At 53.4% G+C, this 17,595-nt stretch carries 14 protein-coding genes; 7 read left to right on the forward strand and 7 right to left on the reverse strand.

The window, feature by feature from the left end; all coding sequences use genetic code 11:
* The first annotated feature begins 80 nt into the window (after positions 1-80).
* Positions 81-569 carry an HPP family protein gene (locus HUF19_RS04275; RefSeq protein WP_260998649.1) on the forward strand — a complete coding sequence of 163 codons (489 nt, stop codon included), beginning with the start codon at positions 81-83 and terminating at the stop codon, positions 567-569.
* A gap of 51 nt (positions 570-620) precedes the next feature.
* Positions 621-1,904 (forward strand): glycosyltransferase, encoded by a 1,284-nt coding sequence (locus HUF19_RS04280; protein ID WP_260998650.1) that lies wholly within the window; start codon positions 621-623, stop codon positions 1,902-1,904.
* Positions 1,905-2,643: 739 nt separating this feature from the next.
* Here the strand turns inward: HUF19_RS04280 and HUF19_RS04285 are convergent.
* Complete coding sequence (locus HUF19_RS04285) at positions 2,644-4,461, reverse strand: 5'-nucleotidase C-terminal domain-containing protein (RefSeq protein WP_260998651.1); 1,818 nt, start codon at positions 4,459-4,461, stop codon at positions 2,644-2,646.
* A 301-nt stretch (positions 4,462-4,762) separates the two neighbouring features.
* On the opposite strand from HUF19_RS04285, the gene HUF19_RS04290 reads away from it, so the two are divergent.
* Positions 4,763-5,884, forward strand: coding sequence for a putative solute-binding protein (locus HUF19_RS04290; RefSeq protein ID WP_260998652.1), 1,122 nt, complete (start codon positions 4,763-4,765; stop codon positions 5,882-5,884).
* A 46-nt stretch (positions 5,885-5,930) separates the two neighbouring features.
* Here HUF19_RS04290 and HUF19_RS04295 read toward each other — a convergent pair whose 3' ends face one another.
* Entirely contained in the window at positions 5,931-6,518 is a 588-nt protein-coding gene (locus HUF19_RS04295) for a class I SAM-dependent methyltransferase (RefSeq protein WP_260998653.1), read from the reverse strand.
* Positions 6,519-6,646: 128 nt separating this feature from the next.
* On the opposite strand from HUF19_RS04295, the gene HUF19_RS18445 reads away from it, so the two are divergent.
* The gene (locus HUF19_RS18445; protein ID WP_436317746.1) at positions 6,647-7,036 is read left to right on the forward strand and encodes a VF530 family protein; all 390 of its coding nucleotides are present in this window, start codon (positions 6,647-6,649) and stop codon (positions 7,034-7,036) included.
* A 20-nt stretch (positions 7,037-7,056) separates the two neighbouring features.
* Here the strand turns inward: HUF19_RS18445 and HUF19_RS04305 are convergent, their stop codons facing one another.
* The 5 genes from HUF19_RS04305 to HUF19_RS04325 all read right to left on the reverse strand — a co-directional run bounded on the left by HUF19_RS04305 (position 7,057) and on the right by HUF19_RS04325 (position 13,791).
* Positions 7,057-8,181 (reverse strand): ABC transporter permease, encoded by a 1,125-nt coding sequence (locus HUF19_RS04305; RefSeq protein ID WP_366516537.1) that lies wholly within the window; start codon positions 8,179-8,181, stop codon positions 7,057-7,059.
* A 2-nt stretch (positions 8,182-8,183) separates the two neighbouring features.
* The gene (gene rbbA, locus HUF19_RS04310) at positions 8,184-10,949 is read right to left on the reverse strand and encodes a ribosome-associated ATPase/putative transporter RbbA (RefSeq protein WP_260998654.1); all 2,766 of its coding nucleotides are present in this window, start codon (positions 10,947-10,949) and stop codon (positions 8,184-8,186) included.
* 81 nt (positions 10,950-11,030) lie between these two features.
* Positions 11,031-12,005 carry an HlyD family secretion protein gene (locus HUF19_RS04315; protein WP_260998655.1) on the reverse strand — a complete coding sequence of 325 codons (975 nt, stop codon included), beginning with the start codon at positions 12,003-12,005 and terminating at the stop codon, positions 11,031-11,033.
* 227 nt (positions 12,006-12,232) lie between these two features.
* Positions 12,233-13,447: a cation:proton antiporter gene (locus HUF19_RS04320; protein ID WP_260998656.1), complete on the reverse strand. Its 1,215-nt coding sequence runs from the start codon at positions 13,445-13,447 to the stop codon at positions 12,233-12,235.
* A gap of 17 nt (positions 13,448-13,464) precedes the next feature.
* Positions 13,465-13,791: a hypothetical protein gene (locus tag HUF19_RS04325; RefSeq protein ID WP_145469641.1), complete on the reverse strand. Its 327-nt coding sequence runs from the start codon at positions 13,789-13,791 to the stop codon at positions 13,465-13,467.
* A 106-nt stretch (positions 13,792-13,897) separates the two neighbouring features.
* Between HUF19_RS04325 and HUF19_RS04330 the strand changes: the two genes are divergently transcribed.
* The 3 genes from HUF19_RS04330 (at position 13,898) to HUF19_RS04340 (ending at position 17,484) form a co-directional block, all read left to right on the forward strand.
* Positions 13,898-15,286 carry a DsbA family protein gene (locus tag HUF19_RS04330; protein ID WP_260998657.1) on the forward strand — a complete coding sequence of 463 codons (1,389 nt, stop codon included), beginning with the start codon at positions 13,898-13,900 and terminating at the stop codon, positions 15,284-15,286.
* Positions 15,287-15,566: 280 nt separating this feature from the next.
* A complete protein-coding gene (locus tag HUF19_RS04335; RefSeq protein ID WP_260998658.1) occupies positions 15,567-16,328 on the forward strand; it encodes an SDR family NAD(P)-dependent oxidoreductase in 762 nt (253 codons plus the stop codon).
* Positions 16,329-16,335: 7 nt separating this feature from the next.
* The gene (locus tag HUF19_RS04340; protein ID WP_260998659.1) at positions 16,336-17,484 is read left to right on the forward strand and encodes an acyl-CoA dehydrogenase family protein; all 1,149 of its coding nucleotides are present in this window, start codon (positions 16,336-16,338) and stop codon (positions 17,482-17,484) included.
* Positions 17,485-17,595: the final 111 nt, after the last annotated feature.

Below are 17,595 nucleotides of genomic sequence, written 5' to 3' on the forward strand. Positions count from 1 at the left end.
TTGTCTACCTTGTGTTTAAGGTAGACCGATCGGTCTATTTGTTTGAGCTTAACGCTACAGCCGTTATCACAGGAGACACTATGCTTCATCTTTTACGCCACCCATCCATAACCTCGCTCAGGGCAGCTTTACTGGCCGGCGCCGGGGCAATGCTCTGTATCAGCAGCCTGGCATTACTGCAGCACTGGCAGCACAGCCTGCTGATCATGGCGCCTTTTGGTGCCACCATGGTGATTCTGTTTGCCTTGCCCGACAGTCCGCTGGCACAGCCGCGCAATATTATCGGTGGCCATCTGCTGACCGCTCTGATCGGCTTGCTGATGCTGCATTATGCAGAGGTCAGCCCGCTGACACTGGGGCTGGCGACTGGGCTTGGAGTCAGCCTGATGGTGCTGACCAATACTCTGCATCCGCCGGCCGGAGCGAATCCATTGCTGGTTATGCTGACGGTTCCTGAGTGGGATTTTTTACTGACTCCGGTGCTTAGCGGAGCCGTGCTGATTGTACTGTTCGGCGTGATCTACCACCGTATGATCAACCGTCGTGCGTATCCGTTGCGCTGGTTTTAACCTTTTTATCTGCGATGGCGGTCGGGGCATTGCGGCCGCTATAATCCGCCGATGACTGATTTCAATACTTCCCCCGAAACGACCGCGCCGGCGAAAACACTGCTGGTGATTGGCTATGTCTGGCCCGAACCCAATTCCTCGGCGGCGGGCAGCCGTATGCTGCAGCTGATTCAGGCGCTGCAGCAAGATGGTTATGCCGTGCACTATGGTTCACCGGCCGAGTTCAGTGAACATGCCGCCGATTTACCGGCGCTGAATATTCAGCCACATAAGCTGGCGCTGAACAGTTCGTCGTTCGATGACTTTATTCAACGGCTTAAACCTGATGCGGTGATGTTTGACCGCTTTATGATGGAAGAACAGTTCGGCTGGCGGGTGGAAAAATACTGCCCTGAGGCGTTACGTCTTCTCGATACCGAAGACCTGCACTGTCTGCGTTATGCGCGCGCAGCGATGATTAAAGCCGACCCGCAACAGCCGGTGATTCAGCCACCGGCAGAATTTATGCACAGTGAGCTGGCCGTGCGCGAAATCGCTGCCATTCTGCGTTGTGATCTGAGCCTGATGATTTCTGAATTTGAAATGGACTGGCTGCAGTCACAATTTAATGTGCCGGCCACTCAGTTGTTGTATCTGCCGTTTATGCAGGCTGAAAAAAACACGGCACAGACTGTGCCGGATTTTTCCCGGCGTCAGCATTTTATCAGCATCGGTAACTTTCGCCATGAACCTAACTGGGATGCCGTGCGCTATTTAAAAGAATCGTTATGGCCGGCGATCCGCCAGCAACTTCCTCAGGCTGAGCTGCATATTTATGGCGCTTATCCGCCGCCTAAAGCCACCCAGCTGCATAATGCCCGCCAGGGTTTTCTGGTTAAAGGCTGGGCTGATGATGCACAACAGGTAGTGCGCTCGGCGCGGGTGATGCTGGCACCATTACGCTTTGGTGCCGGACTAAAAGGCAAATTAATTGATGCCGCCGAATGCGGTACGCCAGCGGTGACGACCGCCATTGGTGCTGAAGGTATGTATGCTCCGGGCTCTGCAGCGGCACTGGTTGCCAATAGCGCTGAGGACTTTATTCAGCAGGCGGTGGCGTTGTATCAGGATGAAACGCAGTGGCTGCGGCTACAGAAAAACGGACTTAATCTGATCAGTTCACGTTTTTCTTTTGCTGAACATGCGCCGCGTTTACAGCAGCGTCTGGCCGCTATCGGTAAGAATATTCAGGCCCACCGTCAGCAGCATTTTTACGGCATGATGCTGCGCCATCACAGCTTAAAAAGCACGCAGTATATGGCGCAGTGGATCGAAGCGAAAAACCGCATTCAGTAACACTACTGCTTTTCAATCTGAAACGCCTTTCCGGGGCAAGCCCCTGGCCCCCCTGCAAGGAGAGGTATCTCCTTACGATCCTCTCTTTTCGGCGCGTCCGGCTTCATCCAGCCAACTGCAATGATTATGCGGCACGCAAAACAATTCGCCCCGGAACGACGCTTTAAAACAGCAAGCATTTGTATCGTTCCGGGGCAGGGTTTTGCTCTGAAGGCCGCAGAATCATCTGCTTGACTGGCGCCGCACGATCGCCGGTTACAGTAATCCGCTCAGCCGTATTTCATAGGAAACCGTGTTTGAGACATGATATTTAAAAGAATGCGTTTGATTTGAAAAACGGCATTGCGGTGACGGTTTTCTGCGCCTCTGGGGCCGCCGCAGAAACCGCTGGTATGTCTGGTCTGTACGCAGGGATGCGGACAAGTGGCTCCGGCCATGGATGGCCGATGAGGCGCGCGGCCAGTAAATATCAAGGTTTCAAGGGTGACGGCCCAGAAAGCGCGAAGCTGGGGTCGGCCCGCCGGCAAGGGGATAAGTTCCCCTGGGAGGCAGCAGGCCTTGATGTTAAAAACAATGTTTTTGCTACTTATGCTGCTGATTAAAAACTGTGGGACAGCTGTGGCATTCAGTAAAGTCAGTTGCAGATATAAAAAAACCGGCCGGGCATAATGCCGGGCCGGTGATCACAATTTTTTTAATACGTGTGATCAGGCTGCAGATAATCTTCTTAGGGGAGAGGCTAAGGCGCAACGTTGACCGATTTAATGCAGTAATTGGCCGCATCCAGTGGTGGTAAAATATTGTCGGTTAAAAAATCGCGGAAATATTCAATTAACGGTACCGCGTAGGCCACATCGGATTCTTCGAAAGCCGCCGGATTAGCCGCGCGTACATCGGCAAAGGTGTTATAGCCATCTTTACCCAGTGCGGTAAACGAGTTGGTAGCAACGGTGTAAGTCGCAGCCATATCAATATTGCTCCACACGCCTGTGGCACGGTTGCGCACTTCGACATTGTGAATACCGGTTCCGGCCGCAGCCCCCAGAGTTACGTCATAGCGCAGGTTGGATGAATACGGGAAAGCACCGGTTGAACCGGAAACACCCTGTGCATAATCCAGACCTTCGTTCAGCACTTTCACAATATCGGCACCGCTCATGTCAATGGTAACCACGGTATTGGAAAACGGCAGAATGGTGTAAGCATCGGCTACGGTGAAATTACCGTTGGCCATTTCTGCACGTACACCGCCGGCATTCTGAATCGCAACATCAGCTTTCGGCAGATACTGCATAAACGCATCCGCTACCACCTGTGCTGCGTAACTGCCCGATGGCGTGTCACCATGATTAAATGGCTGTGGAATGCGGGTAAACGGCATAGTGTTGGTCACTGTGCCCAGTGATGAATTTTTAAAGGTTTCAAGTTCGGTTTTATAAGGTGCAAGAATATCTTCGATACGGCTGTCCGGAGCTATTTCGCGTATGGTTTTCAGATTCTGAATCGCGGCTTTAATTTGTGTTTGCTGTTCTGCACTGGCATCCACCCAGGCATTGCTGTCATTTTTTACCTGATAAGGTGCGCCAACCAGTAATTCTAAATTACCGTTGATGGTGGTAATTTCGCCCTGTTTATCAAAGGAAACATTCATACGGCCAAGGCCCTTGGCATATTCCCAGGCCTGGGCAATATAAACCGGTTTACCGGCCGGGTTCATAATTACGGTCGGATAGGTACCGTGAACATCAATCCCCATACTGCTCAGTTCGCCGCTGGAATCGAGAACATCATGGGTATCGCCACCGATAATAATATCCACATCGGTAACATTGGCGGCGAGAATCTGGTCAAAGTCGTAACCCAGATGGCTCAGCACGATAATTTTATTCACGCCTTTCTGCTGCAGGCTGCTGACATGCTCTTTTACCGAGGCAATTTCTTCATCAAATTCAACGGCGTCGGTAACCAGTGATGATTCACGGGTTTTCTCAACTTTTAATACACCGAGAATAGCAACCAGTTCGCCATCCACTTCTTTAATCACGTACGGCTGAATGTCTGAACCGTACAACGGGCTGCTGCTGGTCGGGTGAATATTACCGCTGATCACCGGGAATTCGGCCATCTCAATCAGCTCGGCCAGACGGTTTTCGCCTTCATCAAATTCGTGGTTGCCCAGTTCGTAGGCATCCAGACCAATGGCATTGAAGACTTTAAAATCCACTTCGCCCTTAAACAGGCTGAAATACAGGGTGCCGTTTAATTCACCGCTGTTCAGTACCAGGGTATTGTCATCACGGTATTCACCGATGGCGCTGGCGATACGGGCAAAGCCGCCCAGGTTAAGCCGTACATTTTCCGGCGCGCTGGTGCTGGTGTTGTAGTCCAGCTTCAGGTCGTAGGTCTGGCCTTCAAAGTAAGAATGGTGATCGTTGGTGTGCAGGATCGTCAGGTCGATGGCTTTGGCTGAGTCTTTATTGTCGTCATCCTGACAACCGCTCAACAAGGTCACCAGACCCAGACTGCTGAGGGCAATAATACGGCTTAACGGTTTCATGGCAGATCTCACGGGGTTACTGTTGGTTGATGTCTGTACAGGCGTGAGAGGCTAAGGCTCTGGCATGACGGTTTGGTGTCAGTTTTATGATCTTGCTATGTATTTTGTCAGTTATTGTCAGGCTGGCCTTTGGCCAGTCGTGCTGGCAGAGCATGGCCGATCCGGCCAAAAACATGCCTATCGTTGCTTTTTTTCACCTGCTGCTGACCGCAGCATCAGGCTACTATCGTGCATGCCGTGTCTGGCCGGATAAGTACTGCCAGGTAGCACAATAATAACAATTCAAAACGCAGGCCCTCTCATGATCCGATCTCTGCTGTTTTCCCTCGTGTTGCTGACCGGCAGCGCGTATGCCGCACAATCCACCACCGGTTCCGCTGTATCTGCAGAGGCCCTGCACAAAAAAGCGATGAATCCGGCGCTGACCGAACATGAACGCATTGATGCGATTAAGCAGCTGTATGGCAATACACTGGTTGATGGCAATATTCCGCCACGAACGGTTTGCGTCTGGGATATTCTGGGCCGCTCCGGGCCTATTTATGCGGCTGCACTGGATCAGCAGGCACGGATGCTGGATATGGGAGTGGTTATTAATATGGAGGCCTACACCAATGAAGGGGTGCTGGCCGATGATCTGAAAGCCGGTCAGTGCGATGCTGCTTTATTTACCGGTATCCGCGCGCGTTTATTTAATAAATTTACCGGCACCATTGATGCCATTGGTGCGATTCCGTCATCCAGGCATATGAATATGCTGATGAAAGTACTGGTCAATCCGAAAAATGCACCGCGTATGGAAGAAGGCCAGTTTGTGGTGATGGGTTTTGCCCCTATGGGTGCGGCTTATATTTTCGTCAACGATAAGCAGATCAGCACGCTGGCGAAAGCGGCAGGCAAGCGCGTGGCGGTGATGGATTACGATCTGGTGCAGGCGGAAATGATTCTGCAGCTGGGTGCCAATCCGGTGCCGACCAGCGTAGTCAGTGCCGGCAGTAAGTTTAATAACCGCGCTGTGGATGTATTGCCGGCGCCTTTGGTGGCCTACAACATTATGGAGTTGTACCGCGGTATCGGCGATAAAGGCGGCATTGTGAATTATCCGTTCTCGCAGTTAACGCTGCAGTTAATTGGCCGTAAAGATAAATTCCCGACTGAAATTGCCCAGCTGGTGCGTGAGAATTTTTACAGCCGCTTTGCCGCTATTGAAAAAGAAGTAGAACGTCAGACCGGTGATGTGCCGGATAATCTGTGGATTGATATTTCAGCGGAAGACAAAGCCGAATACCAGCTGATGATGCAGCAGGCGCGGATTGCCCTGCGTGACCGTGATTATTACGACGGTGATATGCTGACGCTGCAGCGTAAAATCCGCTGTAAATTTGAGCCTTCGCATTCGGAATGTGCGCAGCCGGTCGAGTAGTTTCTGCTGCCCGGAGGCTGCCTGAATCCGGGTAGTCTCTGGTTGTTCAGGGGTAAAAAGACGCTTGCTTACGGGCAAACAGATGGCAGCTCAGTGCTGACTGACCGGACAGTGTTTTTTCTGTGCGGATTTCATCCTCCTCAATACTGAATCCAGTGAGCAGTGCGCGCAGCTCCGCAGGGCGGCTGTGCCACATATCGATACCAAATCCGGACATAAATCTTACGCCATTAGCATGGCAGAATTCAGCCAGATATAAGCAGCCTCCCGGTTTAAGCCACTGCCAGAGTTGCCGGATCAGCGTGCTGCGCTCCTGTTGGCAGGGGATGCAGGTTAAAACGGCACAGGCCAGAATGGCATCGAAGTGATCCGCCGGAAATTGAGCCAGTGGATCATCACTGTGTAACAGCTGCAGCTGTGGGAATTCCTCCCTGCCACGGCTGATCATTGCTGCGGATGCATCCACACCATAAAGATTGCGATAACCCGCCCGCTGCAGCTGTTCGGTAATACGGCCATAGCCACACCCCATATCGAGAATGCGCGCAGAATCCGCCAGCCCCTGCGAGAAACGTGGCAGATCAATGGCTAAACTGAAATCAATTGTTGGGGCTACGTCCTGCCAGAGGTCCATCAGTATTTCCTGTGTATGTATTTGTGTTCGTATCGCTGTGTTTGTCTGTAGCGCCAGTTTGCGGCCTATGCGCCTGTCTGTTCATCTGCTAAGGTCGCGCCTTAAGTACGAACCCGGAAGAGAAAATCATGACCGATACCCCGCCTGCTACTCCATCTGCACCACGTAAAACCGACCATCTGCAGGGTGTTACGCTGGAAAATCTGCTTAATCAGCTGGTGGATCAGTACGGCTGGGCAACGCTCAGCGATCTGGTGCGTATCAACTGTTTCCGCTCCACCCCCAGCATCCGCTCCAGTCTTACCTTTCTGCGCCGCACCCCCTGGGCCAGAGCACAGGTGGAGGCGGTGTTTATCGGTTTTAAAGATGGTCTTGAGGTCGAAGCCATTCGCGGGCGGCTCAAAACCATGGCAGCCGGTGATGGCTTAAGCAAAGCGGCGCAGAAGCAAAAAAGCGCCGCCGCCAAACCCCGTAAACCCGGAGCTCCGGACCCCTGGAAAAAAGCCCGCGGCGAATAAATCCGGTTGGGCTGAACGCATCAGCCCATACTGACAATGGCTTTGCGGAAGCGTGCCAGTGCCACGCTGAAAAAGACCGCACCAATGGCCAGTAATATCAGCAGTAATGGCCACACACTCTCAATGCCCGCCCCGCGATAGAGAATATCCTGCGCCAGTGCCACAAAATGAGTGGAAGGCGACAGCTGCATAATCCAGCGCAGCGCATCCGGCATACTTTCCTGCGGTGTCGTACCGCCCGACAGCAGATACATAATCACCACCACCGGAATAATCAGCAGGCCGAACTGTGCCATGGAGCGGGTGAGGGTGCCGAGCATAATGCCCAGTGATGTTACCGAAAACAGGTACAGCGCCGAGGCCAGGGCAAATAAAGTCACCGAGCCATGAATGGGCACCGCCAAAAGCTTATTCACAACCAGCCAGAGTGACAGCAGGGTCGCGATTAAAATCACCAGGCCATTGGCCCAGATTTTGGCCAGCATAATTTCTGCCGGAGTGACCGGCATCACCAGCAAATGTTCGATGGTGCCGTGTTCGCGTTCACGGATCAGGGCTGCACCGGTAAGAATAATACCGAGCATGGTCACACTGTTAATCACCTGCATTACCGAGTTAAACCAGGCTGAGCTGGAATTCGGGTTAAACAGCTTACGCACGCTGATTTTAACCGGCAGCTGGTCGGCAAAGTTCAGCGTCGGAGCCAAAGCATGAATGGCCTCGGCGAGAATAATCTGCTGAATATACACGGCGCCGTTACCGGCCTGGGTCATGGCGGAAGCATCCACATTTAACTGTACTTCAGGCTGTTTACCCTGCAGCAGATCACGCTCAAAATCCGGTGGAAACACCAGCACAAAGACAAATTCGCCATTTTCCAGCACTTCGTTCATACGGGAGGCTGCAATGCGCACCGCAGGCTGAAATTCCGGTGCCAGCAGGCTGGCAGTAATTTGCCGCGATAACGCAGAGTTATCATCATCAACCACCGCGACCGAGGCGTTTTTAACCTCAAAATTGACCCCGGTTGCCACGGTATAAACCGCCACCGAAAAAATATAAATAATCAGCAGCAACAGTACCGGGTCGGCTTTCAGGCTGAATAACTCTTTGATGCCCAGCTGAGCGATATTTTTTACACGCATAATTAACGCTCCTGTTTATTCAGGCCGAGCCAGGCCAGCAGGGTAAAGAGCAGCACAAAGCCAGCCAGTGCCAGATGGTTATGCCACAGCTGGGAGAAGGTCAGGGCTTTGGTAAAGCTGCCCATGCTGATCTGCTGAAACCAGGCCGACGGGAAACCCAGCCCCAGCCATTGGCTGGCACCGGTTAATGACGATACCGGGGTTAATAAACCGGAGAAATTCACCGCCGGTAAAATGCTGAGTACCGCGGCGGCAAATAAGGCGGCAACCTGAGTACGGGTAAAAGATGAAATCACCATACCGAAACCTGTGGTCGCCCACACATACAGCAATGCGCCACTGCTTAGTGTCAACAGTGAACCGCGCACTGGCACCTGAAACAGCAGCACGGCCATTAACAGCAGGGTGATATAGCTTAAAAAGGCAATGGCAATATAAGGCGCCTGTTTGCCAAGCAAAAACTCCAGCCGGGTGACCGGGGTAGAACGGAAATTGGCAATAGAGCCGGTTTCTTTTTCCCGCACAATACCCAGTGCAGTCATCATCGCCGGAATCAGCGCCAGCATCAGCATGACCACGCCGGGCACAATGGCAAATACACTTTTAAAGGACTGGTTAAAGTGAAAGCGGGTGCTGACCGACATCGGTAAACTGAGCCCGGATGCCTGCGGACTGGCGGCGGCCATCGCCTGTAATTCCTGCAGCATCAGGCCGTCAATATAACCGGCGCTGGTTTCCGCTTTAAAGGGCATGGCGCCGTCAATCAATACACCAATTTCCGGCTGCCAGCCGAGTAATAAATGGCGGCCAAAATCCGGCGGGATTTCAACCAGCATGCTCAGTTTGCCACTGCGCAATTGCTGCATACCATCAGCAAAATCCAGTGGTGCGGGTTGCTCGTCGAAATAACGCGAACCGGATAGTCCTTCGAGCAGCATACGGCTTTCCCGTGACTGGTCCTGATCGATGACCGCGTATTTTAAATTATCGACATCAAAAGAAATGCCATAACCAAAGGTCAGCATCAGTAACAGCGGGCCGAATAAGGCAAACAGCAGGCGGATAGGATCGCGCTGAATTTCCAGCGTTTCACGCCAGGCATAGGCCCACCAACGGCGCAGACTGAAGGCCTGGCGTACAGGCTTCTGGCACATGTCCTGTTCGGGAATATCCGGATTCCCCGCCAGTGTCTCCACTGAAACGTCACTGTTAGCCGGGCTGTCTGTCAGGCCTGCGGCTTCGCGCAGGTAATCAACAAAGGCAATTTCCAGTGACGCACTGCCACGCTGTTGCGCCAGTTCGGCGGGTTCTCCCACCGCCAGCACTTTGCCTGCATGCATCAGTGAAATACGGTCGCAGCGCTCGGCTTCGTTCATAAAATGGGTGGAAATAAAGATGGTCACGCCCTGTTCACGCGACAGGCGGATTAAATGACTCCAGAACTGATCACGCGCTACGGGGTCAACGCCGGAGGTTGGCTCATCCAGAATTAAAATATCCGGCTGATGCAATACCGCAACCGCCAGTTGCAGACGCTGGCGGATACCTAAAGGCAGACTTTCCGGCAGGCTGTTCTGTACTTCATTAAGGCCGAATTCTTCCAGTACATCGGCAATACGCGCCGATCCCTGTTGCTCTTCCAGCGCATAGAGTTTGGCATGCAGTTCGAGGTTCTGGCGTACGCTGATTTCGCTGTACAGCGAAAAGCTCTGCGACATATAGCCGACTTTTTTCCGCGTTTCCATATCGTTGGCCTGCGGCAGCTGACCGAATAAACGCGCTTCACCGGATGAGAAGGGTAAAAGCCCCGTCAGCATTTTCATGGTAGTGGTTTTGCCACAGCCATTGGAACCTAAAAAGCCGAATATCTCGCCGCGCTGGATGCGGAAGGAAACATCATTCACTGCAATAAAATCGCCAAAACGCCGGGTTAAATGCCGTGCTTCAATCGCCGGCGGACCGTCGTGCTGCACCGCCGGGGGCACCACCACCTCATGATGACCGGCACGTTTTTCTTCCGGTAAAAGGGCAATAAAGGCTTTTTCCAGCGTATCGCAGCCGGTTTTATGCAGTAATTCCTGTGGTGTGCCGGTGGCAATAATCTGACCATCGTCCATGGCGGCCAGCCAGTCAAACTGCTGCGCTTCTTCCATATAAGCGGTGGCGACCAGTACGCTCATCTGCGGCCGCTCACGGCGGATTTCCTGAATCAGCTGCCAGAATTGCATACGTGATAACGGATCAACGCCGGTAGTGGGCTCATCCAGTACCAATAAATCGGGGTCGTGAATTAATGCGCAGCACAGACCGAGTTTTTGCTTCATGCCGCCGGACAATTTGCCTGCCGGGCGTTCGAGAAAAGGTGCCAGACCGGTGGCTTGGGTTAAACGCTGAATACGGCGGTTACGCTCGGCTTTATCCTGACCAAATAAATGTCCGAAAAAATCCAGGTTTTCCGCCACGCTTAACGTGGGGTAGAGGTTTTTGCCCAAACCCTGTGGCATATAGGCAATGCGTGGCAGGCTGGCATTGCGGTGGCGGCGGTTATTAATATCGCCCCCGAGTACCGTCAGCTGCCCCTGCTGCAATTGGCTGACGCCGGTAATTAATGACAGCAGTGTGGATTTACCCACGCCATCAGGGCCGATAAAACCCGCCATTACCCCGGCGGGAATATCAATATCCAGCGGTGCCAGCGCCTGGTTCTTACCATAAAGGTGTTTTAAGCCGCGTGCGCTGACAATGCTTTTGAACGCTTGCTGATCCATATCTGTATCCATACCTGTATTCATAGGTCAGGGTCTGAAGCAGTCTTTGCTGTTACAGACGATTGTTGGCGGATATGAATATCAGGGCAGTTGTACGGCCAGATTTTTCGGCCATTCCAGACTGCTGTCGGTACGCACATAGGCACTGCCGCGCACGCCGGTTTTTACTTTTTCTTCGTGCAGTTTCAGTAACTGCGGATCAATGCTGAGTTTTACCCGGAACATCAGGTTATTGCGCTCTTCGCTGGTTTCTACCGATTTCGGGGTAAATTGCGCATCACCGGCAATAAACGACACCCGCGCCGGCACCACATATTCCGGAATCGGGTCGAGTACCAGTCGTGCTTCGTCATTAATGCCCAGCTTTCCAACCTGAGTGGCCGGTAAAAAGATGGTCATATACACATCGGAAATATCCAGCAGGGTAATCACCCGGCCGCCAGCGGCCAGAACTTCGCCCGGTTGTGCCAATACATACTGCACACGGCCGTTACGCGGTGCGTAAATCTGTGTGTCGTCGAGCAGGCTCTGTAATTCCTGCAGACCGGCGCGTGCCGCTTCGATGCTGGCCTGGGTGCGTTTTTCGGTAGCCTGAGCCAGACGCAGGGCCGCGCTTGCTGATTCCTGCTGGGCTTCGGCCTGATCCAGTTTGTCCTGCGGGGCAACTTTTTGTTTAAACAGAGTCTGTGCGCGTTTTAATTCGGCGTTAGCCAGTTTTAACTGACTCTGGCGTTGGGCTACGGCAGCAGCGGCTTCCTCGGCGGCCAGTTCAGTCTGGGCAATCTGTGCTTCGGCTTCGCGCTTTTTCGCCAGCAGTTGCTGGTTATCCATGCGTACCAGCAAATCACCAGCGGCGACCAGCTGACCCTCACTGACCAGAACTTCGGCTACCCGGCCAGCGGTTTTGGTGGCCACTTCCACCTGTTCGGCTTCCAGCCGGCCGTTGGTTTCAACCACGCCTTCGGGCAGTGATGATGGGTTAAATAAAGTCCAGGCCAGTGTGCCGGCCGCAGCGAGAATAACGGCAGCGGCAGAGAGAATTTTTTTCGTTTCCATGGCACAAACTCCTTAAGACAGAAAAAGGGATAAAACAAACAGGGAGGCAGAATAAATGCTGTGCTGCCAAGGGTACTCAATCCGGGCCATAAGGCTATTGATATCAGGCAAATTTCAGCCAGCTGACAAAGTGGCCGTTATTTCATGTCCTGAGGCTGACCTCAGCGTTTATGCGCCCTGGAGCTGTTGTAGCGCAGGGTCGTTGCATTTTCAGGACAGAGTGTTAGCTATGTCGGTTTGTTATCCACACTAAGACGCGTAAAAAAGCGCGCCGAAATGCCGTGAATAAAAATACTGAGCAGCACGGTCAGTACCGTAGTGGCGAAGAGTTCGGCGTGATCCGGATTGCTGCTGCCGAACCCGAGCTGCTCGCTGACCAATAGCAGATACAGAATACTGGCAATACCGCGCGGGCCAAACCAGGCGAGAAACATCCGCGCCCGTAATGGCAGGCCGCTGCCGCTTAGGCTGATAAATACCGGAATCATGCGGATAAGGGTCAGGCTCAGCAGGGCGTAAATCCAGCTGTTAAGCGTAATATGTGGCAGGGCATCGGGCACAAAAATCAGGCCAAACAGGAAGAACATGGTCAGGCTCAGCAGTTGGCCTTCGGCTTCACCAAATTCTTTCAGACGCTGCAGTACCAGAGTGTGATGTGACTGCAGAAAAAGCCCGGCGAGAAACACCGCAATAAAGCCGTTACCACCAAGAATCTCAGCCCCGCTGTATGCCAGAAGAGCCAGTGCCGGGGCTGATAAGCGCTGGAATGAAGCCGTCATCCACTGACGCCGGGCGGCGGTTTCGGTCAGCAGTCCACCGATCCGCCCGGTTGCAATACCGCAGATAATGCCAATAACAAACTGTTTGCTGATAAATAACAGCCAGTGCAGATGATCGACATCCGTTGCTGTGTTGGATGCCAGCAGCGCCATAACAAATAATAAAACCGGCAACGCAATGCCATCGTTCAGGCCGCTTTCCACTGTAATGGAATGGCGCAGCGACTCATCAATGTCTTTTTTATTAAAAATAGACTGGGCCAGTGCCGCATCGGTGGGGGTGAGCATAATGGCGAGTAAGGCGGCCAGTAACCAGCCACCACTGAATAACGGATAAGCTACGAGCGTACCGGCGGCCATGGTTAATGGCAGGCCAATCGCCAGCAGGCGGATAGGTAATACTTCAAATCTGACCAGATGGGCGCGTTCAATCTGGCTGGCATCAACAAACAGAATCAGCGCCAGAGTAAACTCTGCCAGCACCATCAGGCCTTTACCGTCGATTTCTGCGGTTACCCAGTCAAGCCAGGCCGGCCCGAGCAAAATCCCCAGAGCGGTAAACATCATCGGCGCGGTCAGCGCGACCTGTTCGGTTTTGCGGGAAAATAACGCATAGGCAAACACTGCAGCGGCAATTAACAGGGCAAGAGGTTCAGCCAGCATGGAAAAATCCTTTCCGTTTATTCTTCCCAGATAATACGCAATGGTTCGCCAAAATCATCGTAAATGACTTTTTTACGCGGGCGGCGGTGTTTTTTCTCGGCGGCCGGTTTGCTGTGCTTACGGCTGGCTTCGCGCCGCTGGTCGATGGTTTTTAATACATCGGTGAGCGGAGTGCGTTCTTCTTTTGGCTTATCAAAGGCCAGAGAGTGATCGTTATAGCGGCCATTCTGCAGCCCGGTTTCGCCACGGGCTACCTCTTTTACTTCGCCACCCTGACGCAGAAAGTCATCGACTTCCTGATTCAGTTGATCGCGTAAATCGCGTTTGCTCGGGCGTTTATTCATAGGCTCGCTTTAGCGCACTGATAGTCGTACAAGGAGTCAGGAAACAGGCCTGACATGTCTGACACGGAGGTTTAGTATAAAGCATCGAATAACAATAAGAATCCCAATGACACGAATAGCGCCGCTTTTCCTTCGCGCCCGCCTGCAGGCACAGGCCGCGCGCCTGCTCAGTCAGCCCGGTTTACTGGCTATGCGCCGCCGTTGGCGTGAATTTCAGCGCCAGCTGGGTAATCGCCCGCATGAAATACAGGTCTTTTTGCGTATCGACGACCCTTACAGCTATCTGTTGGTGCAGGTGCTCAACGCCTTTCAGCAGCATTATGGCGTCAGCGCACGCTGCTTTACCGTGCTGGAGCTGCAGGACGATATGTACCCCGAGCCGGCGTTGTGGCACAGCAACGCCTTTAAGGACGCCGGTTATCTGGCCGGGCTGTATGGGCTGGATTATCCATCACAGGAATTGCCGGATTCGCAACAACAGCGCCTGCAACAACGCCGCCAACAGCAAAGCCAGCAGCGCGCCATGCGCCGCTTACAGGCCAGTGCGCAGCTGTTATTGCTGGAGCGTCGCGGTCAGCCCGACTGGCAGGCGGTAGAAAAGGTATTCCGCGCTTACTGGTACGACGATACGCGGGTGCTGGACAGTTATCCGCTGCTCAACCACGATCTGAACGAACATCTGCGCCGCAATGAGCAGCGCCAGCAGCAACTGGGGCATTACCTCAGCGCGACGCTGTATTACGAAGGTGAATGGTACTGGGGGCTGGATCGTCTCGATCATCTGCAGCAGCGTCTGCGTGATCTGGGCTTACAAAAGGCCGATAGCACATTGATGGAATTTGACCGTACCTGGCGTGACTTCTGCTGCCATCCTGTTGCTGATATTCCTCCTGCAGAAAACAAACCGCTGGTGCTGTATTTTTCCGCGCGCAGCCCCTACAGCCATCTGGGGCTGGAACAGATGCTGCAACTGGCACAGCACTACCGAAAGCCATTAATGATTAAACCGGTATTGCCCATGCTGATGCGCGGGCTGAAAGTACCGGCGCTGAAAAAATGGTACATCTTCGCCGACACCCAGCGCGAAGCACGCAAGCGCGGAATTGCGTACGGCTATGTCGCCGACCCGCTCGGCGCCGGAGTGGAGCGCTGTTACAGCCTGTTCGCCTGGGCGCAGCAGCAGGGCAAAGCCGCCGACTATTTACTGAGTTTTTCCCGCGCGGTTAACAGCGAAGGTGTACTGGCCGAAACCGACTCCGGCATGCGTTTTATCGTGCAGCGCGCCGGCCTTAACTGGCCTGACGCCAAAGCCATTCTGCAACGTGATGACTGGCGTACACACTGGCAGGACTGGGCTGAAGCCAACCGTCAGGAAATGATCAGCTATGGGTTATGGGGCGTGCCCAGTATGCGTTATGGCGAGCTGGCGGTGTGGGGGCAGGACAGGATGTTTGTGATAGAGCGGGCGTTAAGGGATGCTGGGGCGGTTGAGTAGCCTTCGTTATCGATTGGTATCTTATAGCTGCTACGCGGGCTGGCTACTAAGCCGAGCCAGGCATTGGCTTTGAATTAATCGCAAAAGCCAGCCCGCGCAGCGACTATGGCGCCGGGCCAACCTTTTCCTGCTTTTTTTTGCCAAATTTCCTGCGCAATCTTGTCATGGTTTGCTCTGCCAAGCTGCGTCACACTGAACTCCGCTGTTTATTCATCGTATAACCCGTTAACGGGTATTCCAGTCAGGAAAATTAATAACAACTAATAACAAGAGGCATGTCATGGAATTTAATAATGTAGCCGCCATTGTCACCGGCGGCGCGTCAGGCTTGGGCGAAGGCACGGTACGCGCACTGGCCGCCGAAGGTTGCCGGGTAGCGATTTTCGATTTGCAGGAAGAGCGGGGCGAAGCACTGGCCAAAGAAGTCGGCGGTATTTTTGTGCGCTGTGATGTGTCGTCGGCGGAGAGTGCCGAGGCCGCTTTTAAAACCGCACGCGAAGCTCATGGTCTGTGTGGTATTGCCGTCAACTGTGCCGGTATTGCTCCGGCGGCAAAAATTGTTGGCCGCGAAGGGCCAATGGCGCTGGATGCGTTTAACCGCGTTATTCAGGTCAATCTGGTGGGGACTTTTAATATTATGCGTCTGGCCGCGGCCGAGATGATGGAGCGCGAAGCCAATACCGACGGCGAGCGCGGCATTATTATCTGCACCGCGTCGGTGGCCGCCTACGAAGGCCAGATTGGTCAGGCGGCTTACAGCGCGTCCAAAGGTGGCGTGGTGGCAATGACACTGCAATCGGCACGTGAATTAGCGCGCAGCGGTATTCGCGTCAATACCATTGCCCCCGGCCTGTTTATGACGCCGATGATGGCCGGTATGCCGCAGGAAGTGCAGGACAGTCTGGCGGCGACACTGCCATTTCCACAACGTCTTGGTCGTCCGGAAGAATTCGGCATGATGGTGAATCAGATGGTTAAAAATCCGATTCTGAACGGCGAAGTCATCCGTCTGGATTGCGCTCTGCGCATGGCACCGAAGTGAGAACAGCATGAGCTTTATTAAAGAACCTCAGGAACGCGCACTGTTCCGCGATAACGTAGCGCGCCTGCTCGAAGTTGAAGTTGCTCCGCATTATGAGCAGTGGGAAAAAGACGGCATTGTACCGGCACAAATCTGGCGCACGTTAGGCATCGCCGGGCTGTTGTGTGTGGATATGCCGGAAGAATTTGGCGGTTGCGGTGTGCCGTTCGATTATTCCGTCGTGGTCGGTGCCGAGCTGGCGCGTATGGGCTTTGGCGCACTGGCGACTAATGTGATGGTGCATTCCGATATTGTGGCGCCGTATCTGCAGCATATTGGCAGCGAGCAGCAAAAACAGCAGTGGTTGCCGAAAATGGCCAGCGGTGAAATCGTAGGTGCTATCGCCATGACCGAACCCGGCGCGGGCAGCGATTTACAGGCCATGCGCGCGTCGGCCAAAAAGGACGGCGAGCATTATATTCTTAATGGTTCAAAAACCTTTATTACCAACGGCCAGCACGCCGGACTGGTGATCGTGGCGGCGAAAACCGATCCGTCTGCCGGTGCCAAAGGCATCAGTTTATTTCTGGTCGACACAACGCTGCCAGGCTTCAGCCACGGCCGCAATATGGAAAAAATCGGTCAGCATTGCGGCGATACGTCAGAATTATTTTTCGACAATATCCGCCTGCCGGCATCGGCGTTACTGGGTGAAGAAGGCATGGGTTTTGTTTACCTGATGCGCGAATTGCCGCGCGAGCGTCTGGTGATTGGTGCGCTGGCCTGTGCCGCCGCCCGTGGCGCACTGGATTTAACCGTCGCCTACACCACCGAGCGTGAATTATTCGGCCAGAAACTCAGCCAGCTGCAGAATACCCGTTTCCGCATCGCCGAAATGGAAACCGAATACCGCGTTAATCAGGCTTTTATTGACCAGTGCATTGGCCAATACAGTGCCGGTGAGCTGGATACTGCCACCGCCTCGATGGCGAAATACAGCGCCACCGAAATGCAGTTCCGCGTAGCCGATGGTTGCCTGCAATTATTTGGTGGTTATGGCTACACCTCGGAGTATCCGATTTCCCGCGCCTTTACCGATGCCCGTGTGCAGCGTATTTACGGCGGCGCGTCAGAAATTATGAAAGAAGTCATTGCCCGTACCCTGTTAGGCAAATAGCAGCCCAAACAGCAGCTGATAAAGCGACAGCGCAGGACAGCAATTCAGACAAACCCGATATATAAACGAAAGCGGCTGACTATCCGACAATAATATTTATCCAGGGATCGT

Origin of the sequence: Thalassolituus hydrocarboniclasticus, assembly GCF_025345565.1 — a bacterium.
GTDB lineage: Bacteria > Pseudomonadota > Gammaproteobacteria > Pseudomonadales > Oceanobacteraceae > Venatoribacter > Venatoribacter hydrocarboniclasticus.